This window comes from Pseudomonas japonica (genome assembly GCF_013522925.1).
Taxonomy (GTDB): domain Bacteria; phylum Pseudomonadota; class Gammaproteobacteria; order Pseudomonadales; family Pseudomonadaceae; genus Aquipseudomonas; species Aquipseudomonas japonica_A.
Map to the genome: position 1 here is coordinate 54289 of NZ_JAAMQU010000017.1, position 25128 is coordinate 79416.

The 25128-nt window shown below is 55.9% G+C and carries 29 protein-coding genes; 7 read left to right on the forward strand and 22 right to left on the reverse strand.

Translation table 11 applies throughout. The features are described from left to right. Positions 1-238: 238 nt before the first annotated feature. The 5 genes from G7016_RS22305 to G7016_RS22325 form a co-directional block, all read right to left on the reverse strand. Positions 239-1009, reverse strand: a complete 771-nt coding sequence (locus G7016_RS22305; RefSeq protein ID WP_181117926.1) for a MarR family transcriptional regulator — start codon at positions 1007-1009, stop codon at positions 239-241. Between the two features lie 630 nt (positions 1010-1639). Continuing rightward, complete coding sequence (locus tag G7016_RS22310) at positions 1640-2002, reverse strand: hypothetical protein (protein ID WP_181117898.1); 363 nt, start codon at positions 2000-2002, stop codon at positions 1640-1642. After that, entirely contained in the window at positions 1993-2643 is a 651-nt protein-coding gene (locus G7016_RS25415; protein ID WP_040259208.1) for an AAA family ATPase, read from the reverse strand. The genes G7016_RS22310 and G7016_RS25415 overlap by 10 nt, the downstream gene beginning before the upstream one ends. 153 nt (positions 2644-2796) lie before the next feature. Then, positions 2797-3081, reverse strand: a complete 285-nt coding sequence (locus tag G7016_RS22320) for a HigA family addiction module antitoxin (RefSeq protein WP_040259209.1) — start codon at positions 3079-3081, stop codon at positions 2797-2799. A gap of 14 nt (positions 3082-3095) precedes the next feature. Next, positions 3096-3374 (reverse strand): type II toxin-antitoxin system RelE/ParE family toxin, encoded by a 279-nt coding sequence (locus G7016_RS22325; RefSeq protein ID WP_181117899.1) that lies wholly within the window; start codon positions 3372-3374, stop codon positions 3096-3098. Between the two features lie 199 nt (positions 3375-3573). Between G7016_RS22325 and G7016_RS22330 the strand changes: the two genes are divergently transcribed. Then, the gene (locus G7016_RS22330; protein WP_181117900.1) at positions 3574-5226 is read left to right on the forward strand and encodes a P-loop NTPase fold protein; all 1653 of its coding nucleotides are present in this window, start codon (positions 3574-3576) and stop codon (positions 5224-5226) included. 60 nt (positions 5227-5286) lie between these two features. Here G7016_RS22330 and G7016_RS25245 read toward each other — a convergent pair whose 3' ends face one another. Further along, a complete protein-coding gene (locus tag G7016_RS25245; RefSeq protein WP_258195301.1) occupies positions 5287-7023 on the reverse strand; it encodes an LPD7 domain-containing protein in 1737 nt (578 codons plus the stop codon). A 314-nt stretch (positions 7024-7337) separates the two neighbouring features. After that, positions 7338-7775 carry a hypothetical protein gene (locus G7016_RS25250; protein ID WP_258195295.1) on the reverse strand — a complete coding sequence of 146 codons (438 nt, stop codon included), beginning with the start codon at positions 7773-7775 and terminating at the stop codon, positions 7338-7340. A 514-nt stretch (positions 7776-8289) separates the two neighbouring features. Between G7016_RS25250 and G7016_RS25255 the strand changes: the two genes are divergently transcribed. Beyond that, a complete protein-coding gene (locus G7016_RS25255; RefSeq protein WP_258195296.1) occupies positions 8290-8583 on the forward strand; it encodes a hypothetical protein in 294 nt (97 codons plus the stop codon). Positions 8584-8749: 166 nt separating this feature from the next. Here G7016_RS25255 and G7016_RS22340 read toward each other — a convergent pair whose 3' ends face one another. Then, complete coding sequence (locus tag G7016_RS22340; RefSeq protein WP_181117902.1) at positions 8750-9100, reverse strand: plasmid mobilization protein; 351 nt, start codon at positions 9098-9100, stop codon at positions 8750-8752. A 342-nt stretch (positions 9101-9442) separates the two neighbouring features. Here G7016_RS22340 and G7016_RS22345 point away from each other — a divergent pair, with 342 nt between their 5' ends. Continuing rightward, a complete protein-coding gene (locus tag G7016_RS22345) occupies positions 9443-9832 on the forward strand; it encodes a hypothetical protein (protein ID WP_258195297.1) in 390 nt (129 codons plus the stop codon). 22 nt (positions 9833-9854) lie between these two features. On the opposite strand, the gene G7016_RS22350 is transcribed toward G7016_RS22345, so the two are convergent. The 5 genes from G7016_RS22350 to G7016_RS22370 form a co-directional block, all read right to left on the reverse strand. Beyond that, positions 9855-10427 (reverse strand): hypothetical protein, encoded by a 573-nt coding sequence (locus G7016_RS22350; RefSeq protein ID WP_181117904.1) that lies wholly within the window; start codon positions 10425-10427, stop codon positions 9855-9857. Continuing rightward, entirely contained in the window at positions 10424-11143 is a 720-nt protein-coding gene (gene stbB / locus G7016_RS22355; RefSeq protein ID WP_181117905.1) for a StbB family protein, read from the reverse strand. Before stbB ends, G7016_RS22350 begins: the two co-directional genes overlap by 4 nt. 314 nt (positions 11144-11457) lie before the next feature. Then, positions 11458-13605 carry a type IA DNA topoisomerase gene (locus G7016_RS22360; protein WP_181117906.1) on the reverse strand — a complete coding sequence of 716 codons (2148 nt, stop codon included), beginning with the start codon at positions 13603-13605 and terminating at the stop codon, positions 11458-11460. A gap of 26 nt (positions 13606-13631) precedes the next feature. Next, complete coding sequence (locus G7016_RS22365) at positions 13632-13994, reverse strand: TrbM/KikA/MpfK family conjugal transfer protein (RefSeq protein WP_181117907.1); 363 nt, start codon at positions 13992-13994, stop codon at positions 13632-13634. A gap of 167 nt (positions 13995-14161) precedes the next feature. Then, positions 14162-14572 (reverse strand): winged helix-turn-helix transcriptional regulator, encoded by a 411-nt coding sequence (locus tag G7016_RS22370; RefSeq protein ID WP_181117908.1) that lies wholly within the window; start codon positions 14570-14572, stop codon positions 14162-14164. 86 nt (positions 14573-14658) lie between these two features. Here G7016_RS22370 and G7016_RS22375 point away from each other — a divergent pair, with 86 nt between their 5' ends. Further along, complete coding sequence (locus G7016_RS22375; RefSeq protein WP_181117909.1) at positions 14659-15498, forward strand: SDR family oxidoreductase; 840 nt, start codon at positions 14659-14661, stop codon at positions 15496-15498. Here G7016_RS22375 and G7016_RS22380 read toward each other — a convergent pair. The 5 genes from G7016_RS22380 to G7016_RS22400 all read right to left on the reverse strand — a co-directional run bounded on the left by G7016_RS22380 (position 15495) and on the right by G7016_RS22400 (position 19492). Next, the gene (locus tag G7016_RS22380) at positions 15495-17405 is read right to left on the reverse strand and encodes a VirB4 family type IV secretion/conjugal transfer ATPase (protein WP_445674604.1); all 1911 of its coding nucleotides are present in this window, start codon (positions 17403-17405) and stop codon (positions 15495-15497) included. The genes G7016_RS22375 and G7016_RS22380 overlap by 4 nt on opposite strands. Continuing rightward, positions 17386-17820: a VirB3 family type IV secretion system protein gene (locus G7016_RS22385; protein WP_181117911.1), complete on the reverse strand. Its 435-nt coding sequence runs from the start codon at positions 17818-17820 to the stop codon at positions 17386-17388. The genes G7016_RS22380 and G7016_RS22385 overlap by 20 nt, the downstream gene beginning before the upstream one ends. Before the next feature lie 12 nt (positions 17821-17832). Then, entirely contained in the window at positions 17833-18171 is a 339-nt protein-coding gene (locus G7016_RS22390) for a conjugal transfer protein (RefSeq protein WP_225776524.1), read from the reverse strand. Then, positions 18168-18875, reverse strand: coding sequence for a lytic transglycosylase domain-containing protein (locus G7016_RS22395; RefSeq protein ID WP_181117912.1), 708 nt, complete (start codon positions 18873-18875; stop codon positions 18168-18170). Before G7016_RS22395 ends, G7016_RS22390 begins: the two co-directional genes overlap by 4 nt. A gap of 389 nt (positions 18876-19264) precedes the next feature. Beyond that, the gene (locus tag G7016_RS22400) at positions 19265-19492 is read right to left on the reverse strand and encodes a transcriptional regulator (RefSeq protein WP_181117913.1); all 228 of its coding nucleotides are present in this window, start codon (positions 19490-19492) and stop codon (positions 19265-19267) included. Between G7016_RS22400 and G7016_RS22405 the strand changes: the two genes are divergently transcribed. After that, positions 19418-20245: a LexA family protein gene (locus G7016_RS22405; RefSeq protein WP_258195298.1), complete on the forward strand. Its 828-nt coding sequence runs from the start codon at positions 19418-19420 to the stop codon at positions 20243-20245. The two genes, G7016_RS22400 and G7016_RS22405, sit on opposite strands and share 75 nt — an antisense overlap. 452 nt (positions 20246-20697) lie before the next feature. On the opposite strand, the gene G7016_RS22410 is transcribed toward G7016_RS22405, so the two are convergent. Further along, complete coding sequence (locus tag G7016_RS22410; RefSeq protein WP_258195299.1) at positions 20698-21522, reverse strand: ParB/RepB/Spo0J family partition protein; 825 nt, start codon at positions 21520-21522, stop codon at positions 20698-20700. A 230-nt stretch (positions 21523-21752) separates the two neighbouring features. Continuing rightward, positions 21753-22886 carry a ParA family protein gene (locus G7016_RS22415; protein WP_375139715.1) on the reverse strand — a complete coding sequence of 378 codons (1134 nt, stop codon included), beginning with the start codon at positions 22884-22886 and terminating at the stop codon, positions 21753-21755. A gap of 466 nt (positions 22887-23352) precedes the next feature. Here G7016_RS22415 and G7016_RS22420 point away from each other — a divergent pair, with 466 nt between their 5' ends. Beyond that, positions 23353-23724 (forward strand): hypothetical protein, encoded by a 372-nt coding sequence (locus G7016_RS22420; RefSeq protein ID WP_181117917.1) that lies wholly within the window; start codon positions 23353-23355, stop codon positions 23722-23724. Between the two features lie 103 nt (positions 23725-23827). Here G7016_RS22420 and G7016_RS22425 read toward each other — a convergent pair whose 3' ends face one another. Beyond that, entirely contained in the window at positions 23828-24076 is a 249-nt protein-coding gene (locus G7016_RS22425; protein WP_181117918.1) for a hypothetical protein, read from the reverse strand. A gap of 206 nt (positions 24077-24282) precedes the next feature. Next, the gene (locus G7016_RS22430; RefSeq protein WP_181117919.1) at positions 24283-24807 is read right to left on the reverse strand and encodes a tyrosine-type recombinase/integrase; all 525 of its coding nucleotides are present in this window, start codon (positions 24805-24807) and stop codon (positions 24283-24285) included. A gap of 217 nt (positions 24808-25024) precedes the next feature. Between G7016_RS22430 and G7016_RS22435 the strand changes: the two genes are divergently transcribed. Beyond that, positions 25025-25128, forward strand: a 104-nt coding sequence (locus G7016_RS22435; RefSeq protein WP_181117920.1) for a transposase, incomplete at its 3' end; no start/stop codon positions are given.

The window sequence follows — 25128 nt, forward strand, 5'->3', positions numbered from 1 at the left end:
CCTGTTTTTCCGGGACGGGGAAACTGAAGGGGGTATAAAATTTCATTTATTTTAAAGCCTCCACAAACCGCCGCGCTGAACGCTCCAGGAGCGGGTGATTCGGGGGCAAAACCGGGGTGCTTGGGGCCGTCGCCTGGCTGGGCGATAGCCGCGTGAAACCTCGATCAAAAGCGCCTTAAATCGCAGGCGTGACAAGGCCTCCGCGTGAGCGGATACGGATTTTGGGCAGAACAGGGAGTTATTTGGCTTTGTTGGCCACCGACGCAAAGAGCTTGTCCATCGCGCTCTGGACCTTGTTCGCCGCCTTGACGGCCGTGTTACCTCGCATTTCGGGTTGAGGCTGGACGGGCGCCTTGCGTGGGCGCTCTACGCCGGCCTCGCGCGCTTCCTTCGCCTGCCAGCGCTCCCGGGACACCTCACGGCGCTGGAGCTCCAAGGAGTGGCGTTCCAACTCGGCCATGCGCTGTTGCCCGATGTCGCGCAGCGCGGCGTCACGGCGCTTCTTGGCCGACTTCTGCACGCGCTCGTAGACGTAGGCCAGGCCCAGGTCTTTCCAGAACAGCTTGGTGAAGCGCACCAGGACACGGGTGCGCACCAGGTGCAGCCCGTTGTCGTCCCTTTCATCCAGGCGCACGCGCTCGATGCGCCGGTACACATAGCCGGCATCGTCCAGGGTTTTCAGCAAACGGCACAGCGCCGGCGCGGAGATCCCCGCGTCTTCGGCAATGCCGCGCTGCGTGTTGAGCACAAAGCGCCCGTTCTGCGGGTCGATGTAGCCCAGCACACTGGTGGCCAGGTCCAGGCGCACCAGCAGTTGCTCGGCCACGCGCTCGATGGCGCAGAATTTCTCGCGGCGGGTACGGCGATCACCATGGACGCCGTCCAGGCGGCGCAGGTAGCGGCCGCGGTAGCTGACCATGTTGCTCAGCCGCTCATAGGCGCTACGGATCAGGGGGTTTTTCAGCTGCTGTTCGGTGAGGTGACGCGGCGCGGCATAGCGGGCAGGCATCGGCCGGCCAGGTCGGCGCAACGCGGAATGAGGGTCAGAGGGGGCGAGCCTGACGGCCTTGAGGTGGCTCATGCTTCACCGCCTGGGCCGCTGGGGGCATGCGCTGCGGTGAAGCCTGTCAGGTCTGGGTGTCGCGTGGTGTACAGGGCAGGGCCGGGAAACGGCACAGCCTGCGGAGGAATCTTTTCCATAAGTCCGCCATTCAGCGGTGAGCCAGTTAGGATCACTTTTTGGGCTTGCACGAAGCCGTAGTGATCGCCATAATTGGCTCACGTTATGTGTGCTGGACAGGTACCCGATCTCAAACAGGCCTGTTCAGGATTTTCCAAAAAGCCCCGGCGCCAACCGGGGCTTTTTGGTTTCTACGATTTGGTTATCTCACTAAAAATCTCTTTCTATCTGGTCACGCCGGCCCTAAACGGCTGCGCAAAGCACCGGCGTACAGCGTTCGGGAACGCAAAGTGCGTGAACACTATCACCGCAGAAATTTCTCTGCAACGAAAACGCGTCGGCGCTAAGCCACATTTTCTTTGCTATGCATCGCAAGCTAGAACGTCTGAAGCCCCCGTGGCGTCTAGGATTCACTTCAATTTGTTACGTAAGTTACGTAAGTTACATAACTTACGTAACTTATTCGCTTTCGCCGTCTGGCTCCCGGTTGGCGCGGGGTTCAGCCTGAGAAGCGTCTTCTAATAAGGCAATTATTTCAGCCTTGCTTAGCTTCCGAAGCGCGATGATTGCAGCACGTATCACGTCTGAACGGGTTGCCTTGAACTCACGCGGTAGCATCGAAAGCTTATCGATCTTCAGGTTGATATCTTTGGACAGCGAGAACGTTGTGCGCACGAAGGTAGGCGCTTTTCGACGCTTGCGCTTCGCCTTGGGCGTTGCGCTGAGAGGCGCAGCTGCAATGAATGCCAGCGCGGCTTCCTCGTTGGCTTCGGTCGGCGGAACCACCTGCTCAGGCTTACGAACCAAATCCTTCAAGCCCATGATCTGCTCCCCCAGAGCTCGGTGGCCAACGTTTCGATTTCTTCCTTGGCTCGCGGGTCATTGCCGCTTTCAAGAACGGAGCAACCGTCTTCATCGGCATCGTCGTAGACGTTACGGGCTGTAGTGATCGCATCCAAGGGCAGAATGCCAAAGGACCGGCATGCCTCCTTGGCATCTAGAATTCGCTGCACTTGACTAGGCAATGCGGGACATTGCGTGATCACGGCGCGGATCGTCAGCACAGGATTCACGGCTGTAGCTAACCGGGCTAGATTGTCCACCTTGGGTAAGGTCTTCAAGTCACGCCGCTTTGGTCGGAACGGAATCAGCATGTGCGTCGCGACAGTCATAGCTGAACGCAATGCTTCAGAGTCCGACCCTCCAGCATCGACCACAATTTGCCTGTATCGACCTCGTAGGTCCGCTAGCGTTTGCCTGATATTACCGTGGGCCTGCACTACCGGGATTGCCGGCAAATCTCCCTGAGCAGAGCGCTCAGCTGCCCAGTCTGCGGTAGTGCCTTGAGGATCTGCATCGAGGAGAAGGACATCGCCACCTCGGGCTTGCAGCCATACGGCAAGGTTCTGAGCAAGACAGCTTTTACCGCTACCCCCCTTTTCACCGCCTAGTAGAAGAATCATAGGAGCACTCAACCTCAACCGAATAAGTTACGTAACTTACATAAGTTTCAGTCGCTTCGCTATGATTGCCTGCATCAGCCTTTGCGCTTGCCACGGGGCATAGGTCGCCCAAGCGAACAAGTGTAGGTCTAGTCGGCACGTAGGAGCCGCTTGCTAGGCCGCATGCAATCGAGCGATTGCAGGCACGTCTTTATGCTGCGCCTGCCATAAATCGTAGGCCGATTGCCGAGCAAGCCACATGTGGGCCTTGCCCAAGCCTGCCAGCTCCAGGCGCCAAGCCAGGTCAGCGGTGATCGCGGCTCGACCATTAAGGATCGTGGACAATTGCCCCCTAGAATATCCTAGGTGCTTGGCCAGCGCCGTGACGGACAGCTTCATTTCGGGCAGTACGTCTTCGCGTAGCGCCTCGCCTGGGTGGGGAGGGTTGTGCATGGTCATCTAACGTTCTCCTGTCAGTGGTAGTCCAGGTAATCCACCAGTTCTACATCAGTCTCGATAAAGCGGAATATCACCCGCCAGTTACCCGACACGCTCACCGACCAGAAACCTGCAAGCTCGCCTTTGAGCGGATGCAGGCGCATTCCCGGTTCGTCCATGTCATCTGCCACCCTGGCCACATCCAGCGAAGCCAGAATTCGCCGCAACCGGGCGACGTGATCGGCTCTGACGCCTTTGGCGTTGCCGGTCAGGTACAGGGCCTTGATGCCTTTATGTCGGAAGCTTTTTATCATGAATAAAGCGTAAGGCCTTGGCTTACACTCGGCAAGTGTTTTGTCATCTTTAACCTTACAGAATCGCTTTCCGAGCAGCTGGCTATCACAGGATCGCTAGCTGCTTTTAAGAACGAATCCCTTTTGAGTGGATGTAGAAGCTCGGCGAGGGTAAATTTACCGTTGTGTCAAGCGATCATTTCATACAGGATACCTAAGTTTGAACTCATATGAGATAGCTAAATCAACACTTATAGAAATATTGAATAAAGACAATTACAAAGTAATAGCCCTTTCTGGCAAGTGGGGTACGGGGAAAACCCATTTATGGTCCACAGCTGAAAAATCAATTACCCTGAATTCATCTACACCGGCACCTATTTATTTTTCAATATTTGGGGCAAAAAGTCTTAACGACATGAAGTTTAGACTCCTTCAATGTCGTACGATCTCAAAAGACAGTAAATTCAAAGAAATTTTTGGTGCAGGCGGATCAGCGATAAAAGGAATTGCTGGTAAATTCATACCAGGCCTTGCAGTTGACGACCTAGCACTTTTATGGTTGCCTAAGCTTTTAGCTAAGAGACTAATCGTTATTGACGACATTGAAAGAAAACATAAAAACTTAGACATAGACGAGGTCTTAGGTTTTATCAATGAATACTCAGAAAACCACGATGCGCGTTTCCTGCTGCTTCTTAATTCTGACAATCTAGAAGACGAAGCAATATGGAGAAAACTGCATGAGAAAGTTGTAGACATAGAGATTGTATTAAAGCCAAATTCAGAGGAAGCTTATGATATAGCAGCGGCCGATTTTAAATTACCTTATACAAACCAGATTAAGTCTGTTGTAGCCAGTCTAGGCATAACTAACATAAGGATAATCAAGCGAATCTTGAGAGTATTTTCTGAGCTCGCCTCTCCGTATGGAATGCTTGATGAACACATAATAGATAGCATAGTAGGCAGCACCGCTCTGCTCACCGCAATTCATTATCGAGGAATTTCTTCGAAAATAACTATGGAATACGTATTGCAATACAATTCCTTTCAAAGCATATTTTCACGTAAAGAACGTAGCGCGGAGGAGCAAGATTGGGACAATATTCTTGAAAAACTTAAGATAGCATCCGCTGACGACTACGAAGAAATTGTCGTTTCCTACCTGCGATCTGGGATTATCGACCGCTCTAGGTTGGACAAAGTTATTGAAAAGTATAGAGAGCAGTTCGCTAGAAACGAGATTTATGATGACTTCCGCAGCTTGTTCGAGGCGTACTCTTGGGATCCTGATTTTATTTTTGACATTAATTCAGAATCTATAGAGCGATTGCGAAAAAATGCAAATCTGCTCTCTGCAAGCGATGCAAGCTCCCTAAGCATGTTATTTACGCAATGTGGGCATCCAGAAACTGCTGATTCATTGATACAATCATGGATTGATCAGAATGAAGCAGTAATTGAATCTGGAGCTTCTGAGCACTTTAGTTCAGAAGATTTTTCACATCCTGCGCTTGCCGCGCTGGATGCGCGCATACGAAATAATCGTTTCCCACCACTAACATTAGTGGAAGCTTTACAACGGATTAGAAATAATAATGGCTGGGGTGACAGGGAAAATATTTGCCTATCCGAATCTACTCCTAAAATGTACGAAGCAACTATTCGCAGCCTACGTGGCAAAGAGCTTGCTAACTTCTTAAATGAAAATTTCTCTATTATGCGAATATCTAATCCTGAGCCTGCATTCTCCCATGCTTTGGAAAACTTTAAATACGCTTGCAAAAACATAGTTGATTCGGATCCAGATTCTCGTCTATCCGAAATATTGATTCGCGTTTTCCATAGTAACAATGTCGCTCTTGAATAGGGTTAGGCCTCTAAAACGTCGTCACCGCCTCCCGTTTGAGGAGGCGGCTCGCTGGGATGGTTAATCGAAACTCATGCCAGCCTCTTGCTCCGGCTCTGGTAGTTCCGGCGTGCCTGCAGCCACGGCCAGCCCTTTAGGCGTGGTGTCGGCCACTTCGCGTTCTGGCACGGCGGTTTGCGCTGACCACTCGCGGCGATTGGTCGTCTTCTCCATCACCGTGCCATCTTCGGCCACTTCCTGCACCACGACTGGCCGCGTGCCGAGGTCTACAAGGCGCAGCTGGTCACCCACTATCAGGTCTGAGTGTTCCATGACGTTATCAATGGCCTGCTCCAGACCTACCCCCCATACCGTACGCTCGCCGGCGTCGGTCTTGAGCGTGACGAAGTAGCTCATCTGCTTGTCGTCCTGGTGCTGGTAACGCGCTGCACCGTGGTCCACCAGTTCGCCCTCGATGATCCGCGAATTGGCCTTCGCGGGACTTTCGGACGGTGCCGGCACCACTGCCTGCAACCGGTCTTCGACCTGGTGAACAATCCCGACCGCTGTTTCCGTGGCGGCGTCCAGAGCCTGAACGGTTTCTGGCGAGCCCTTGGCCTGCGCGTACAGCGATTCAATGGCGCCCTTGAACGTTTCGCGGTAAGCGTCGTTTTCCATGTAGGACGCGAGCATGGCCGCGGCCTCTGGCGTCTTGTCGTCGGTTGCGATCAGCCACACTGCATGGTCTTCAGCCCTGAGGCTCATCACCGTGTCCGAGGCTCGCACGTCTGCCTCAGTGAGCGGCATCGCCTGCCGCCAGGCCGCTTCGCGCCTGACCATCTCGCTGGGGCTTTGCGCGTCAGGGTCTAGCCCAGCGCCGGCCTTCGGCGCGGCCTCATTCGCTGGCTGGTCCTGACCAGGCTCATCAGCGTGTTTAGCGGTGGCCTGGTCAACGTCCTTCGACGTGTCCACACCGGGCTTGATGGTTTGCCCGTCCTTGGCAATGTCCAGCTCAGCACGGCGGGTGGCCAGGCCCTGGTTCATCGCCTTGTCAGTGAAATGCACGTCAAGGCCGTTCTTGGCCACCGCCTCGATCACCAGCTTTTTGAAGTCCGCGGTACCGTTGATCGTCAACGTGCTGCCAAACCGCTCCTTGGCCAGCTGAAGGGCCACGGCAACGCCTGCTTCGGTAATGCCCGTGCGGCGCATCGAGATAGCTTTGCCGGTATCCACGAACAACGTCTTGTCGGTCGCTTTGTTCAGGTAATGCACGTTCTGGCTGAATTTTGCCTTTTTGGTATAGAGGTCTTTGGCGCTCAGATCGCGCGCGCGTTCCTCGGCGGCCTGCGGGTCTACCTGGTTGGCGAAGCGATCCATGATGCGCTTCACGCGGTCCCGCACGCCTTCAGGGGTAGGCCCTTTGGCCCCGCTGATCGTGAAGCCCGGTTCGTCCTTTTCTTCCTCAATTAGCTGTCGTATGGCTGCACTGCCCATAAAATCTACCTCGGTGCTGGGTTGGGGGGATTGAAGCTGTTCACGCGCTCGCAACCGCTCGAAGGTCAGCACGGAGATCAGCTGGGCCTTGTCCTGGCGGGTCAAACGGTCATCGGAAAACACGGCGCGCCGGGTCGAATAGAACTGCTGGTCGATGCGACGTAGGACGTGGCGGTGAACCGGCAAAATCTGGTTGTGCTGCGCCTCCCGCGTGAAATACGCGGCCACCGTTGAGGCGTGCTTGTTGGCTGTCAGGGCCTTGATGGGCGCCCGTTTGAACACCAGCGGGTTTTCTGCAGGACGCTTGAGTGGATCGAACAACATCCGTCCGCGCTGCTCGATGTCCTTTACCGTGGCCACGCGATGGGGGTTTTTCGCATAAGGCGGCACAGATGCGCCTAGCGGGCGTTTGCGGGGTTTGCGGGCTACACAGCCCTGGTCAGCGCCTTGGCCTGCGTGCACGGCCTTAGTGATCGACGTGCCGGCCTGAGGGTCGCTGGCCTGCGTTTCGAAGGGCTTACGCAAGAACACCAATTCACGCTGCGCAGGCCGCTTTAGCGGATCGAATAAACGCCGGCCGCGCTCCTCGATGTCCGCAATCGTTGCAACCCGATAAGGGTTCTTCGCGTAGGGCGGGACTACGCGTCCAGCTCGTTGTACTCGGGCATTTCGTGGATTTCGGGTAGCTCCGGCGCGTCGCCGGCCTGTTGAGCCTGCTGGCGCTGTTGTTCCCGCTGTTGCCTGAGGAACGGCGGCAGGCTGGCTTCCTCTTCCTCCGCGCTCAGCTGCGGGCCGGCTGCGCCCTCCTCGTCCTCCTCCTCCTCGTACAGATGATCGCAGTCCAGAATCTCCTCCTGGTTGCGGCTGTCCCAAGTGAACGTGTGCATCACTGGGCAGTAACACCGTACCGTCACGGCTTCGGGTCGATCCGGCTTGCCGGTGATTTGCCACATCGCTGATGGACAGGTCTTGCAGGCCATCGGCAGGCTGGGCAGCGCGTCGCCCCGCAGTTTCAATAACACTTCGCTGGTGATCTCTCGGCCGTTTGCTGGGCTGTAAGTCATGATGCTCTCCATGGATTCGGTAGAATTTCTGTTCACGCTCAGCAAGTAATTGCTGTTTTACCTCGGGGCTAGCGTCCACATAGCGCTTACGAAACGAGGGCGTAGCCTTTTCCACATACTTGATTTCCCTGGCGCGTTGCGGCCACTCCCTCAACCGCTGAGCAATGACGACTTTATCCAAGGGTGGCTTCTTCAACTCGCGTCGAACGATAAAATCGTCTTTGAAAATAGTCTCTTTCAGGTTTGTGTACTTGGTATCACCCGGTAGCTTTACCGCCAGATACTCATTGTCCTTACCTTGGTTGCGAATTCGCGGATCACCGTAGGTAGAGGCCAGTGCGTAAAAGTCGGCACGGGTGGTGACATTCCTTTCAATGACCTGCTTGACCAGGGCCTGCTTGAACTCGCGATTCTTCCCGTAGAAATCATCGCCCTTGTACCTGGATAACACACTGGCCGCGTCTCTGATGTCTACTCGGACACGCTCCCTGGGTGAAACAAGGTTGTATTTCTGGTTCAGGTACTCTTGAAACGCTTCAAAATGCTTTTCGTGGTTTTTATAGAAGCCTACGGGGTTCGCTTCACTGCCGCTGAGCAGGTTGATGCGGGGCACGATAACGTGGATGTGAGGCTTACGCTCGATGGCTTCGCCGGTCTTCTTATCGTTTACCCATTTGAGCTTTGGCAAATGCGCTTCGGCGTAGAAATTGAATTCATCTTCCTTATAGGCATACATCAGAAACTGCTTGAACTCGGTAGTTACCGCATGAAGCGTTGCCTCGGGTATAATGTCTTCATGAAAGCTGAGCGTAAACGTTAGATACCGGTCCTGGCCTCGGTCGGGAATGCTTTCATAGATTGCCCGGGTCAGGTCCAGGTCACCCGACAGGACCATGCGGTGGTCCAGTTCATCGCGGCTTAATTCGCGACCTGATTTATTGCCTTTTTCAAGATATTCCTGCGCGCCAGTGTTGTACCCGCTCGCCCTAATCAACATTGGAGATACCTGTCAGAAAGCGGGACTCAATCGAGGCTAGTTTATTAAGCCATTTGAGATAGACGGATTCCGAAATCAAACCGCGCCGGTTGGCGGCATTCACGCTATGAGCCAGCTGGTTAATGTTGTTACTGGCTTTGTTATAGAAGAACAGCAATCGGTGGTAATCCACCGGCCTGGCTTGCTTGACGTTGAATGTGACTTTGGAGTTTAGAAAAACATCGCGCAGAAATTCGGATGTAGTCATGCCTGTGGCTTTGAGCTTCCTGTCGATTTCAGCAAAATCTTCCTCGGTCACGCGCAGGGTCAGGACGCGGGTTTTCTTGGACTGCTCAGCCATAGGGCCTCCAACAATGACGATTGCTTTAATGACTGACGACGAATGACAAGCGAAGCGCTAGCGCGCTGCGGGGTTGCAAAGGGGTGTCCCCTTTGGCACGTCGATGTAGGAGGGGGCTTGCCCCCGTATACATCGGTAACGTGCCTGTTCAGAGATTTTGAGAGAGGTGGTTACATCAGACGTACATCTATATTGCTTTGGAATGCATCGCAAATGCTCTGCATTGCGTTTTTATGCATCAGTGATACGCTCTGATACGACAGGTTTACATCACTTTTACATCACTCGGCGGACAGAAAGGGACGAAACGTGGCTCAGGAAACCCAAAACCGGCGTGAAGCCTTGGCTGAACTGGTCCAGGACAACGCAGCCAGGTCGTACACGGCGCAAATTCGTGACGTGTATGACGTGATCGAGAACGCCCTGAGGTCAGGGGTAAGCAGAACAGTGATTCACCAAAAACTGGTAGATACGGGGCTGGCCATCAGCCTTCGTCACTTTGACCAGGCGCTCTACAGAATCCGTAAAAGCCGTAAACAACCCGAACAGGCTAAACACCCACTACCTGAAAAAAGCCCTCGCGTAGCGGCTAACAAGCCGGCCCTGCTGAGCGGCAATACGCTCAAACCCCAAGCAAACTTCAGGCAAAGCCTGAAGCAAATCAGGGCCGAGGTGGAGAATACGGACTGGGCCCAAGTGATCAGCGACGCAAATCGCAAGGCCCAGCCTTGAGTGAAGTAGCTTTGCGCAGTAACTACTGCGCAAATTGTTTTTTTATGGCCGGTGGTAGCTTGTCAATCACGGCCCGCTGATGAATGTATTCATCATAGAACCATTTATTGGTTTCATTAACATCCTGTGCCTGTATCGCAAGCCAGCCCATTGCGCACACCATGGCCACGGTCACTGCGACAAATCCCGCCAAAACAATATAGTTAAACCGCGTAGCCTGGGTGTCGCGGACATTGCTGGATAAACCCGTAATACGCTTCTCCAGGTTCTCGATTTTGGCGGCTGCTCGATTTAGAGCGGGCTCAAAAACCCGCTCCAGACTTTGGTGAATGGCCGTAGACATCTCGATAGCGACATCCACACCGGCTTTGGCGGCTGTGGCTTCGATTATTTCCTTGGTGCTTTTCTGTAAGAGCAGCGCGGTATCCTCCGCATCCTCTACGGCGTCGGCCACAATGTTGAGCGAATCCCTCATGGACACTTCAAGCACCTTGGGAATGCTTTTAACATCGTCGTGCAAGCGGCCCACGTCGCTTAAAAGCTCGATAATCAAAGCATCCCGTGCCGTAGACGGGATGATTTCGTGCTCACTCATTTGACCAGCTCCAGGTCAAACAACTCGGCGAACACCGCGTCAAGCTTTCGGTTAACGCCTTTGCACAAGAGCTTCAAACCGTACATGTCGGACCACTTGTCGCGCTCTTGTGCGCTGGCTTCCTTGTTTTTTAGCAGCGCTTTATAGTCCGTCTGATCATCCATCAGGCCCTGCATGGAAAGGCGATTGATGGACAAGACATCGAACAATTCCGATTCGAACACCGCGCACTGGTAATTCATTTTGAACGCGCTGGCCCGCTGGTGATAAGCGGCAATGATCGGGAATTCGGCTTCCACGTCGCGTTTGACGCGGTTGAACACTACCCGAATTTTGTCAGCAGGAACCCCCATGGAAGCAAGGCTGCCGATCATGCTGACGGTCTCCTTTTGCTCCTTGGTGCCGGCGGTGACCGGGACCACGTAGTAGTCGATTTCTTCGTGGGCTTCTTCAAAACCCTCAAGGTTGGACATGAAGTCTTCGACGTTGGAAGCGCCTACGTCGATGATGGCCTGGTCCTCCAGCATGAGCCGCTTGAACAGCTCGCGGAATTTATTACCGCGCAGCTTTTCCACGTCCAAACCAAGGTTTTCAGCGGTTTCGTTGATCGATTCGATAGCGTAGATCGGAGCCCCGTCCATGCGGGGCGAAAGCAGGTTGGCGGCGATAGTGGTTTTGCCTACGGTGCCGGTGTAGTTGATGACGATGACTTTCATGTGGGTTTCCTTCAGCTAGGGAATATCGCACCGGGCGTAGTCGCCCGGTGTGCTTGATCGAAAATGTGTAAGCCGCAGGGGTTGCACACCAAGGGCGCCGCCCTTGTCATCCCGCAACGGCCGCGTTGACCTCGGGAGCGCGGGGCGATGAAGCCACCCCACACTCCGTCGGTAAGCCTTTTCGGGTCGGGGTGTCGTCAAGTGTTCGCTTCGCCCGTGCTTCCGTTCGCCGCGACCATGGAACGCGTCACAACGAGCCGGGAGCGCGGCACCTGACGTGGCCCGTTCCGCGGTGGTTGGTGGGTGGGGGACGGCTAGCGGCTGAACACGAATTCCAGCTTGGCTTCGTGATTGAGCTTCAACGCGGCGTCGAAGCACTTGCCGGTTTTCTTGCTGTGAAAGCCCTTCAGCACGCCGGTTTTGCCCTTGGTCAGCAGTGTTTCGATCTGGCCGGGGGTGAGCATCTTGCCGCTGACCTCCGGGTACAGCTTGAAGGCGCAACCGCGACAACCGATCACACGCGGCGTCACCGCCAAGTCAGTGCCGCACATGGGGCACTTGGCATTCAGCGCGGCCGGTACCGGCTTGGCGGTGCCCTGCACGTTGCCCAGGTCTACACCTTGCACCTGGTCGGCAATGAAGCGCTCGAGCTCGTCCAGGAACGCATCCACCGTGAGTTCGCCGGCCTCGATCATCTGTTGCTGTTCGTGCCAGAGCGCGGTCATGTCCGGCGTGGTGGCAATCGCCGGCAGGGCGGCGATGAACTCCAGGCCCAGCGGGGTGGGGATCAGCTTTTTCTTCTCGACCGCGTAGAAACCCCGTTCCTGAAGCTTGGCCAGCATCGCGGCGCGGGTCGCTGGCGTACCGATGCCGCCGTTTTCGCCTTTCTTGACGTCGTCGCGGGCAATCAGCAGCTGCTTGATGCGCGGGTCTTTCACATACTTGGCCACGCGCTGTAGATCCTTGAGCAACGTCGCTTCCGTGTACAGCGGCAGGGGCTTGGTCTTCTCCTTGGCCACCGTGATGCCGTCACAGCGGCCCGTGTCGCCGGCCTTCAGTGCCGCCAGGGCATCGAACGGGCTCGCGGCGTCCACGTCCTGGCTGTCCTCGTCGTCTTCGCGCTCTTCGGCCATCTGCGCGGTCCAGCCGGGGTGGGTCACTTTGGTGGACCGGGCCATGAAAGCATTTCCGCTCACGTCAAACCGCACCTCGGCGCTCAGGTAGCGCTTTTCCGGCAGGAACTGGGCGACGTAGCGGTTCACGATGGCCAGGTACACGGCGCGTTCATCCGCGCTCAGCTGCTCCAGGTTGATCTTGACCGCTGTTGGAATGATCGCGGTGTGGGCCGACACCTTGCTGTCATCGAAGGCGCGGCTTTTACGCTCGGGTTTGGCCTCAGCAAACATCCCGGCCAGGTCCGGCAGGGCCTGGCTGAGCAGGTCCAGGGTGTGCGGGGCTTCGACAAACTGGTCGCTCGATAGGTAGCTGCAATCAGAGCGGTTGTAGGTGATGGCCTTGTACTTCTCGCGCAGCGACTGGGTCAGGGCCAGGGTCTTTTCCGCATCAATACCATGCGCCTTGCTCATGTACACCTGAAGGTCCAGCAGCGCGAACGGCAATGGTGCCGGCGTTTGCTTTTCCTCCACGCGGGCCTCGATCACGCTGGCAGGTTTGAGCCGGCAGGCGTCAGCTACCTGGTTGGCGTAGCCCTCCTCGATGATTCGATTTTTATCGTCCACGGGCGCATCAGCGGCGACCACCAGGCGCGCCTGGGTGCGATGGCCATCAAAGGCGAGGCTGGCCGCGACGGTGTAGTAGAACGCGCTGGCGTGGTGCTTGTTGGCCAGGTAGCGGTTCACGATCAGGCCCAGGATCGGGGTTTGCACGCGGCCAACCGACAGCACGCCTTTGACGCCTTTGGCCTGTCCGGCCAGGGTGCAGGCGCGGGTCATGTTGAAGCCGTACAGCTGGTCGCCAATGCTGCGGGCCAGCGCTTTTTGATACAGGCCGAAGAACTCCCGGTTATCGCGCAGGCCCGCCAGGGCCTTGCGGGCGGCGTTGGCGTTGAGGTCGTTGATCAGGATGCGTTTGACCGGCGAGGTGTTGCTGAAATGCTCCAGGACTTCATCCACCAGTAACTGGCCTTCGTCGTCCGGGTCGCCGGCGTGGACGATTTCCGAGGCGCGACCGATCAGCTGCTGGACCACCTTCAGCTGGGCCTGGGTGCGCGCAATCGGCTGGTACTTGGCGGGGCGCAGCTTCAGCGGCAGGTCGGCCAGGTTCCAGGCTTTGTAGGCGGGGTTATGAGCCTCGGGCGGGGCCAGTTCGAGCAAGTGACCGATGCACCAGGTCACGATGTCGTTGCTGCCACACTCGAAATAGCCATCCTTGCGGATGACCGTGCCCAGCGCTTCGGCAATGACCTGGCCCAGCGCGGGCTTTTCCGCGATAAATACGCGCATGATGTTCTCCGTGTGTTGGGCAGGGCTTAGCCCCGGACGGTGCCGAACTTGGCGTTGATCTGTTGGGTGTAGCTGCGGTCAGCACCGGGGCAGCTGTTGAGGTAGTTCAAGCGTGCCGTGGACGTTTTGCTCCATTTGATGTTGCCGTGCTTCTTCACCAGGATGCTGAAGTAGTCCCGTTCGGCGCTGCTGCACGCGCTGCCACCGCTGTTGCCGGTGAGCTTGCCGAACATGCACAGCACGGATTTGCACGAGTCGCCGGCGAAGGCTTGAGGACTGCCTAGCAGGCAAGCGACGAACACAGCACACACCAGTTTTTTGCCGCGACCAGGCACGGCGTTGCCTTCGGGCTGACCTGGGCGGTCAGCCGCATGAACGGATGTTTTCATGGTGGGAGTTCCTGAAAGGCGCGGGGCGCGCCGGTCTATCAAGGGGTGTTCAGAGGGGCGGTGTAGCGTTCTTGATGGTTTCTGCAGGTGCGAATGCACCGCTACAGTGTTCGTGTTTCAAGGGCGGCTCTATGCTCTGCACGAAAACTATCGCCGTGCAGGCCTGATTAACCGTCTGTTTTGTCATCCTCGCGGCTATGCCGCCAGGACATGATTTCCGGCAGCTTTTCCTCGATCCAGTTGACCATGACTTCAAGGTGCTGAGCGGCCTCCTGGCCTAATGGGCTCAAGCTATATTCCACATGCGGTGGCACAACTGGTAACGATTTACGGTTGATCAACCCGTCAGATTCGAGCCCCTGCAGGGTTTGCGAAAGCATTTTCTCGCTGACCCCGCCGATCTTGCGACGCAGCTCGCTAAAGCGATGCATCCCGCCCAGAAGTATTACAAGGACCAGCACGCCCCAGCGGCTAGTCATGTGCTTGAGCACCTCACGAGAAGGACAATCGGCGCTCAGTACATCGCCGCGTCGAACAGCAGCTGAAAACGGGTCAGAAAATTCGGTAGTTGAACTCATGGTACTTACCTTTAGGTGCGTACTTACGGAAAGTTAGCTAGGGCGCTAGGATGATCCCTCTTCCTTTCCCCATCAAGGTATTTGTCATGATCGCAATCACCGGAGCCTCGGGCCAACTGGGCCGCCTTGTTATTCAATTCCTGCTTGAACACGTCCCAGCCGACCAGGTAACCGCCTTGGTCAGAGATCCAGGCAAAGCTCAGGACCTGGCCGAACGGGGTGTGGTGGTACGCAAATTCGACTACAACGAGCCTGAGACATTGACTGCCGGGCTGAAAGGTGTCGATAAACTGCTGCTGATTTCCTCCAATGAAGCAGGAATCCGGGCCACTCAACACCGTACCGTCATTGATGCCGCCAAGGCCGCTGGGGTAAGTCTCCTGGCATACACCAGTGTCCTGCATGCTGATATCTCTACCCTGGGGTTGGCCGCTGATCACCGCGATACTGAAGAGGCCTTGAAAGCCTCCGGGGTGCCACACGTACTGCTTCGCAATGGCTGGTACAGCGAAAATTACCTCGCCAGCGTACCCGCTGCCGTGGAACATGGCGCCCTGTTGGGCAGCGCTGCCGATGGTCGCATTAGCTCGGCGCCGCGTGCCGACTACGCTCAAGCAGCAGCAGTGGTTTTGACCACTGAAGGGCAAGCAGGCAAGGTCTATGAACTGGCAGGTAACAGCAGTTATACATTGACCGAGCTCGCTGCGATGATCAGCCAAAAAGCTGCCAAACCTGTGGTTTATCAAAACCTGCCACAGGCGGAATTTGAGGCAGTACTGATCAGTGTCGGTTTGCCGGCTGGTTTGGCTGCGCTGCTTGCAGACTCTGACGCAGCGGCGGCCAAAGGCGCTCTGTTCGATGACAGTGGAGTGCTTGGCAATTTGATCGGACGGGCAACTATGCCAATCGTGGACTCCTTGAACTAGGGCTTCCAACGTTGTTGCTGCTCGGCGCGCAAGGGTAGATCGTCTGACAGGGCCACCTTGGCTTCGACCGTGCGCACCGGCACGGTCAGAGCATCGATCTTCGAGGCGTCTCCGATCGGCAACGGCGGCGGCGTCATGTTGGCCCGCGACCTGAACACCTCCTCCTCATAAAAGAAGATTTTGCGCGACAGCACCTTGATCGGCTCCGTTTGCTTGGTGCCCTGGATGAAAATCAGCTGCTTGTCATAAGGCAGTTCATTGACCTCCTGGGGCAGCATCAGGGGCCGCGCCTGCTCGCTGTAGCTGTCCGTCTGGCCCCGGTTGTTCATGTCCCGCTTGTTGAACGACTGGTTCTGTACCCGCACGGTGGTGTTGCCCACATTCCTGTGCTGCATGACGGCTTCCACCGAATCCTTGATTTCGTCCTGTTCCTCGTCGCTGGTCCTGTCCTTGCCGCCTGCGCAGGCCAGCACCAGGTCGAACAGCATCTGGCGAAGCCCTACGCTGTCGCGGAACTGGAACGGGTTCACTCCGGTGAAATGCCCCGGCTGCAAGGTGTAGTACTGCGTATCCAGCGCGCCCAGCAGGTTTTTCAGCGACTCGTTGTAATCGATGCAGAAAATCATCGGGTTGAAGCGGCTGAGGAAGGTCAGCACCGTGGCCTCTGCCGTGGTTTTGCCGACGCCGGTTTGCCCGGTGAAGGCCGCGTGACCGGGCAGCAACTCGCCCAGGTTGTTCTGGCCGGGCGGGCTGTCATGCAGGTTCAGCAGGTACAGCGCCTTGTTCACGGTCAGCAACGGCATCAGGCCGGTGCCGTCGCCGATAGGATTGCCTTTGGCCTTGCCGGTCGGCGTGGCGTGCAAGGAAAAGCCGCAGGCCAGGTTCTCGGTGGACTTGATCATGGGGTACAGCGCATCGGTCGCACCGGGGAACTGCGTGTACCAGGTGTCGATATTGCTCATGGTGGAGCGCACGAACGTGGCGTCATGGACTGCAAACACCGATGCCATTTTCGAACCGTTCTCTATAGCCTCGTCCGGTGTCTTGCCGAACACCACCAGGGAGGCGTAATAGCGGCCGAACGCCTTATCCCCGAGGGTGATCGCCTCGATGGCGTTTTCCAGCTCCAGCGATTGCCTGGACTCCTTTTCCACGGAGCCCAGGTCCGCAATGTGCCGCTTGAATTTGCCCTTGGCCGCGTTGCGGTCTTCGAACAGAAACGACTGCACCAGGGAGAACTCGAATTGCTGCTCGATAGCCTCGTCCCACATGCCTGGATAGCTGGAACCGGGGTAGTCGCGCAGGTCGTAGGTCGTGGCGAAGCGCTGGCCGCCCCGGTTGGGCCGGTTCTCGATGAAGTCGTACTGCGCGAAGCTGGTCACGCTGTCGATCACCGCATCACCTAGTCGGGTATCGCTGACCAGAATGTCTTTTTCATGCCCGTTGAACAGCAGGCTGTAGTAGCGGCCCATCTGCGAAAAGAGCGCGCCGTGCGCGTTTTCCTCGATCCCCATGATGGCCGGGTCATAGTCGGCCAGCATGGTGTCGGACAGGGTTAGTAGTTCGCTCATGCGCTGGATGCCCTCGTCGACCTCGCGGTATTTGAGAATCAAGGCGATGCTGTAGCCAACCTGGTAGAAGGTGCCGTCCCGGAACGGGGCGGTGTACGCATCCACAAAGTCCTGCAAGGCCGGCAACGGAAGGGTGTATTGCGTGTCCAGCTCGATGCCGGTCTTGGTGATGTAGGTTTGCAGCATCAGGTTCTTGCCTTCCTTCTTGCCCATGGCCAGAAAGAAGCGATTGAGCTTGTGAAACAGCCCAATGAGTTCGTCATTGCTGCGCGTTTCGTGGGACACCCCCTTGAGCCGGATCAGGCTGACCAGGCGATTACCGGGCAGGGTCACCATGTGTTCGTGGACCGGGTACCGCAGCAGCGGAACTTTCACCTCGGGGGGCATAACGCTTCTGTGAAAATCGCGCGCCATAGAATTCACTCCATTGCGGGTTGAACGGGGTTAGCAACAACGGCTTGCCGTAGCTCAGGCCCAGCTTCAGGCGCCGTAGCCCAAAGCGGATACGGCGCAGGTACTGGGGATCAATGAGGCCGACAACCCTCAAGGCGATGAGGGCAATCAGAAAGGGCGCGGCGGCGATCAGCCCCCACACCCAGGACAGCAGGGTGGTGGCGGCAATGCCGCACACCAGCCCCCCCATCAGGAGCCCCACCATCGGCATGATGGGAATGCTCCAGAACATCGCCGGCCGGCTCATCCCGTTGTAGCTTTCGAAGGTCAGTTGCTTGAGTGCGTCGTTACCGGCCATAAGCGCTCCCGGTTACGCCGGCTCGCCGGTGCCAAAGACCTGCCAGGCCGCAGCGCCTAACACCATGGTGCCGCCGACGACGACCAGGACGCCGACTTGTTGCAGGTGGTCCATGAAGGTGTGGGACCGGTCACCCGTGGAACGGGCAATCTGCCACTGGATACCCGACCACATCAGGCAACACAGGCCCAGGGTGCCGCCCAGGGCGTAAAGGGCCAGGCGGATATTGGTGCCCCAGGTCTGCAACGTCTCCTGCCAGTCAGCCGAGGCAAAGCCCGGCATGCAGGCCACAGCTACCAGCAGAATGCACAGTTCGGTTTTGTTGGGGACAAGGCTTCGCTTGGTCATCATTGATATTCCTTAACAGTGGTGGGGGTTTCTTGCGGGGTTGATGCGGGAACGGCGGAAACAGCGGGTGGAGCGGGTGGAGCAGAAACCGGGGCGGGCGGTGGATAGCGTGGGTATTGCCGAAGCACGTCCCAGCTTTCGTACACCGGCTGCACGGTGGTTACGGGTTCGGCGGTTGCGCGCTGTAGCCGGCTTTGCGCTGGCTGAGCGCCGCCTTCCAGGGCTGGCACGCTGATGTCTGCGTTGGCCAGCACACGTTGAACGTGACTACTGCCGCCAAAGTCGGCTTCGGCCTGGAAGCCGCGTGTGAGGCTGCCGCTGTAGTAGCAGGAGATGGCCTTGCGCAAGGCTCCTTGCAGGTCGGGGTCGGCTTCGGCGGCGGCGGTGTAGCAGTCCTGCAGAAGCTGCGCGGTCATGCGCAGATTGGTGCAAGGCTCGAACATGGTTTCGGGGTGGCTGACATCGAAATGCTGCCGGTTGATCTGGCCCAGGCCGATGCTGAAGTTGGCGCCCTCCCCTACCAGCTTTTTCACCGTCAACACCGCTTCATCCAGGCTTTGCGGCTGACGCGGCAAGGCTCCGCCCACGACCCCAATGGCCCAGGGATTGAAGGAGGATTCTGTTTTGACGATGGGGGTAAGCGTGGCGGGGTGTATCGAGGGGGCGCATTGCATAGCCAGGGCCAGGAAGGCACTGGTGGTGAGCATTGCGGTTTTTCCTTTGCTGCGAGGAGGGAGAGATTTCCCAAATGGCCTACCTAGAGGACATTTGGGAAACCCCTCTCAATCCAGAAGAACTGGGAATCGAGAGGAGCTTCATAATTGACTTCGACCGCGACCGTCTGTCCGCCGAATAACTCGTTTGGGGCTTTACGCTGCGCACCCTGGGCCAGTTGCCAACCCTCTGAGCCGTCGAGGCCGGCCCATCGCTGCCTCTGATACGCGACTGGTAGCTATCCAGCAGCGGTCGCTTATAGGTTCTGAACGAGTGAACACAGGCGACCTCAACCAAATATAAGCACACTTATAGGTGAATGCAATAATTTTCCTTATATGCCTGGGGTAGGCAGTGAAATTTCCTTCGGAAAAGGCAATATTTAGAAAGGGGAGTTAGGACTTCTCGATGTTTCAGCGGACGGCGCAGTACACAGATCACGGGCTGTAACCTCACCGCACGTCAGGTCCTCGGCAAGGAAAGCCTTGGCTGCGCTCATCTGGTGGATACCGGACACCCAGTAGGACACGGCGGCTTGAGTTACACCCAAAGCGGATGCTGTCTTCGCCTGCCCGCCAAAAAAATCGACAAGCTTCTGGATAGGCGTCATACGAGAAGTCCAAATAAGAATGATTATAGCCTAAATATAAGTCTTCTTTTTTGCAACGCTGATAAGCAACCTTATAAGATAGAAGAAATGACCAACCTAGCCGACAGACTCAAAGCCGCACGAGCGCACGCTGGGTTATCCCAGGGCGAATTAGCAAGAATTGCTGGGGTGAAGCAGCCAGTGATTTCGCAGCTTGAAACGGGGAAAAATTTGGGGAGCACCTTCGTCGTAAGCCTTGCGAAGGCATGTGGGGTCAGCCCTGAATGGCTGGCTACAGGCAAAGGGGGCATGCAGCCTGATGCTTCGGAATTCGATGCAAACGTGGAGCCTGCCCTAGCCCCAGTTAAGTTTTATGAGTACCCCGAAATAAGCTGGGTACAGGCAGGAAAAGCCATGGAGGCTTTAGTGATTGGAAATGTAACTAACTTTGAAAAACATCCATCAGATGCTTGGGCAGGAACCAACGGATTTTGGTTGAAGGTTAAAGGCCCGTCTATGACTTCTCAAGGTGGCGTAACTTTCGCCGAAGGCATGCTTATATTGATCGCTCCTGGTTTCGATGTTGAAAGCGGTCAATATGTTGTGGCGAAAATGATTGATACTGAAGAGGCCACATTTAAGCAGCTTTACCGAGATTCAGGCAAAACCTACCTGAGGCCACTGAATCCGGCTTTTAACACTATCGAGATCGATGAAAACTGGCAGATCGTAGGTCGAGTAGTGGATGCTAAGTGGCCAAGATCTGTGCTTTGACTCAGGCATCCACACTTCTCAAATGCTCCCTTGCCAGCTGCCCCGCGCGTCACCATTGCACGTTGGATCTCGGCAAGCGAGCTTACCTAAATAATCGAGGGGCAGAACTCTACAACACTCTGCCTCCTCTGGGTTCGCCCACGCTGCCCCTTAAATGCTTGAGCGCTAAAGCTTCAGAGCTTTCCCTCGGTATGATGCGGTGCGCTCGGCATTGCTACTAGCAACACCCATTTGCTTTAACGACCAAAGCTCTGTCCAACCGGGGACTGAAGAGGGCTAGTGGGAGCGTGAAGCTGGAGATCACGTGCTAGCCCCTTCTTCTACAGCGCCATTGCCAGTCGCCCATTGTTCTGTGGAAAGGCAAAGTTCGTTTAGCACCAGTAAGTGCCGTTGCGTGCGCGGCCTCCTCCCTAGGGGCTACTGAGAGAAATTATGATACTAAATAGACATTACTACGGCGCGGTATTCCCGACATCCTGTGGATCAATGCTTGCTAGAAATGCCTCTATTCTCTGCATAAATCGGGACGGGTCTATACCCTTTTCGCATCTGAACTCGACTTTTGTGCCCGTCCTCTTCACAGTCCCTAATCCCTGAAAACTCTTCGTTTCTACAGGGTCAGACGAAGCCGGACGTAATTTTTTGCCAATTTCCCTCAGCGCTGCTACCTGCCCCACTCCTTTATCTACCATAAGCGTCTGGACAACGCGTTCAACTGCCTTTCGGTCTTGTTTGGCGTATTCGACAAACTGCTTCGCATAATTCGAAGTAATTAGCTCAGGATGGTCCTTCAAAATGGATTGAATAGATCCAGGCAGTTCGACAAGTTGCAAACAGCGGCTTATTGTCGATCTGTTTATCCCGAGCCGGGCGGCGATAGCTCCCTGGCTACGCTCTTCTCCAGTTTCTAGCACCCTGGCGTAACCTAAGGCGCTTTCATAGTCAGTTAGCGCTTCACCTGTGTTGTCGCTCAGCGCAATAATCATGGCGAGGGAATCAGTCATAGATTTAATGACTGCGGGTATCGTCTTCCAGCCTAGTTCCTTAACCGCCCTAAGCCGGCGCTCGCCTCCGACCAGTTCGTATCCTCCAGCCCTTGGACGGACAATAATCGGCTTTCCTAAGCCTATAGCTTTGATAGATTCTCGCAGCTCCATGAGCTTGGCCTGGTCGAATTTAAGCCGTGGCTGATACGGCGAAAGCACAATATCCTCTACAGGAATATCCTTGAGGACGAGCTCTGATTCCTCTAGCGCCTCACCAATTTGCGCTAGCATCGCCGCTCGGCCGGAGGGACGAGACGGGTCTGTCTGTGGGATCACAGCTGGGCGACGAGTGCCTTTCAACGGATTACCAGGAAAATCAGTTGATTTCATGTCGTGGTCACCATGGAAGAAGGTGTTGCTAGTAGCAACAGGTAAAAAATAAAGAATTCGTTGCTGGTAGCAGCGATAGGTAGGAACTCAGGCGTTGCTACTAGCAACACCAAGGGACCCGTAGGGATTGCTCAATGGCTCCCGATGTCCCGGATTTTGGCGATGACTTCCTCGAAAACCTTGCGAGCTGGATCAAGGCTCTTTGTAGAGGCGCCCTTCCAAAGCAGTAAAGGAACACCATTGTTAAGCGACTTCGAGTAATCCTCACTAAAGTAGATTTTTTCCTCCGTAACGCGGTTTGGAAACAGCGAGTTCAACCGAGCTAAATTCTCCTGTAGCGCTGTCCTGCCTTTGAAAAACATCGTTGGAATCGCAAGCATATCCGGAGCGAAGTTGTATTCCTCGGCAAAACGAGCGCACCAGTCATTTAAGCGGACCAGAGCACGACTCGAAAACTTGTCCATCCGGACAGGGCAAAGGAGCAAATCGCTCGCTGCCACAGAGTTCTTAGTCAATCTCGACCCTGCTGGGGCATTATCAAAAATTATCAGATCATAATCAGAAAGGTCACAGCCTGGGATCTTCCCGCTAATGGCAAGCTGTATCCATTTGGCATACCTCATATCGGGATTTGGGGATACGTCGAGCGCAATCACCAAATCTTCCATGTACGCATCTGCTGGGATCAGATGTGGTCCATATTCGCCGAAGGGTTTCTTAACGACCTGGTCTAACCTCTTCGCTTCGAATGAGCGCATCTGTAAGTGTGGGGCAATTAGGTTTCCCAAATGTCCATCTACGAGCCGGTCGAGGGGTATTCCAAAATTCTTGAGGTCCTCAGGAGCTAAATCCGGGTCATAACCCAGCATAGAAGAGGTGTCCCCTTGGGGGTCATTGTCAATGATCAGAGTTTTTAGACCTGAAAATTGCGCAGCAATACCAAGATTGACAGCGGTTGTCGTCTTAGCAGTGCCCCCCTTCTGAACAAATATAGACACCACAACCTGCCGAGCTAGCCGTTTCGCGTGTCCCAGTTCCCGCCGTAATGCAGATATCCGGAAGATATCAGATGGTGTGTACATACGGGCACTGACGGTGCCACGGGCTACCCTTCGGATCTCGATGTCATAGTCCCGCTCTATATCCATCAGCCTACGGGGGGTTAAGCCAATACAGTTCGCTGCGAACTGGGGCTGGTACTCCAATGCGCTGAAATCGACATAGCTTGGCGTGTCTTCATGCAGATCTTGATCGGTAGCCATCAGGGGTTCGTCCTAATCGATGATAGGACGATTGTAATTCCGGAATCGCTTGAGTGAAACGTTAATTTCCGGATTTAAAGCATTTTTTTTAAGTAAACCGGAATAGCCATCGCCGAGATGTGTTGCTAGTAGCAACGCTAGCGAGCTACTGCTCCTTTCACGGTATACAGACCGGGCTCGCTCGATTTGAAAACTGTTGGCAATCGGGGAGAAGCGACTCAACCTAGCAGCATGTGGGCAGCCAGATTTGGCTGTTTTTTGATCGATCCTTGAATTTGCCAGTTAGACTGGGAAGGGGGCGGCCATACAGCGCTTATCCCCAGACGAATCCCCTATTTTTGTGGATAGCACATAGAAATGCTGTGTTCGGGAACCGCAACAGGATGGGAGCGGTGGTAGGTAGGGAACGCCTCAAGCGCAGCGCCGCGATGTTTGCGGCTAAACACATGGTATGTCGAGGGAAGGATAGATGGTGAACAAAGGAATGGGAGTGATCTCGGTTGAGGAAGCCGCTGGCATCTCAGCAATGATGAATGACCCCTGCGTTCGCTACGCGCAGCGTGTCAGGTTCTTTTTCCATTCATGCAAGGAATGCCTGACCAGACGCGCTAGCCCAGAAATGGTTCGACGCTTGGATATGATCCTGAACCTGGCGATCCAGCATCGAGAGGAATGGCATGACTGCTGTTGGCAGCTGCTGATGGAAGCGGTGCTCCTGGAATTATTGCATCGAGACGACTGCGATTTCCTCCTGGCCCAGCTGATGCATTGCGTACCAGGTAAGGAAGACAAACCACCTGCTCCCTCGGTCAGGAGGGTAGGGCAGCCGCGCGTCCATTGAGGAAGATCCAGGGGTGCTTCAATCAGTCGCCTGCTGTAAGAGTCCCCGCCTTTACGCCTTTATCTATTCCTCTGAACGTAGCTGACGACCACACCGTTGAAGGTCAGCTTTCACGACCAAGGGAGACGACGCCCCCGCGTTGAGCGATGCCTGCATTCTCGTTATGGACACGAATCAGTTTGTTCCGGGCCTGGACGTATTGGTCGATTGGGAGGCCTTGCCGGTTGAGAGCTTCCATGGACAGCTGAAAACTCTCCTGTGCGGTATAGGGCCGGGTTTCGGGTGCATTCGAGGCGCACCCTGCCAGAGCAGCGGTCATTATCAACGAAGCCAGTATCATCAGGCGTTTCATGGGTCCCTCCAGGCTCAGCGCATTACGTTTCAGGAATGCGTTCAGGCTAAACCTGCCGACCCGCGCATAGAAATCAGCGGATTTGATAGTGGCTATTACTGGCGAGGCGGCCCAACCTCTGCCGGAAATTTACCGGCGGGGGGACGTCTCGCTGTTAGACCTAGTACCACGGCAGATCTTGAGTACTTAAGCACTTGCCGGCTTCGTCAAGCGTGGCTCACCCGCATGTGAAGTTCATCCGCCTCGGCATGGAGGCACCGGCTCGTCGTATCCAAACACGCGTGTCCGGCCAGGGAGCGCACCACGACTAGATCCCCCGTGACCTGGGCCAAGTGACTGAAACAGGAATGGCGCAACCAGTGGGTAGCCGTCTCTGCCAGCCGATCGGCCAGGTCAGCCTGCTCGCGGCTGCGTGCAAGGTCTGCAGCCCGCGTCATCAGGCCGATGATGGCTTTCAGTACGGTGCTGTTGCTCGCGCGCTTGCGCTTGCTGTTGGCGGCCATCAGCAGTGGGGTGTCCTCGTCTGCAGCAATCGCCGCCGGCAGGCCACAGACGGCCCGGTACTGCCCCAGCTCCTCATACAACGCGTCTGGAATCGGTACGTCTCGCCGCTTGTTGCGTTTGCCATGCACCAACAGCCACTGGCCACTGGCCGAACAGCGCAACGTGCGCATGTCGGCCGTGGTTGCCTCGAAGGTGCGCAGCCCGGTTAGGTAGAACAGGCTCAGCATGAGTGGTCCCGCGCACGCTTGAGCGAGTTCTTGGTCGCCGCGATGGCCTATACCCTCGAAGACATTGCCAGCATTCAGGCCATGCTGAACAATCCGGGCATTCGATATGCGCAGCGGGTCAGGTTTTACTTCCACTCCTGCAAGGAACGCCTGTGTAGTGGTCTACTAACCCTGGACACCTTTTTAGGCGAAAGTGATCGCCCCATAGAGGTGTTCGATGAGCAGACAACGACGTACCTTCACCCCCGAGTTCAAGCGCGAAGCTGCTAGCCTGGTGCTTGACCAAGGCTACAGCCACACTGATGCAGCGCAGTCGCTTGG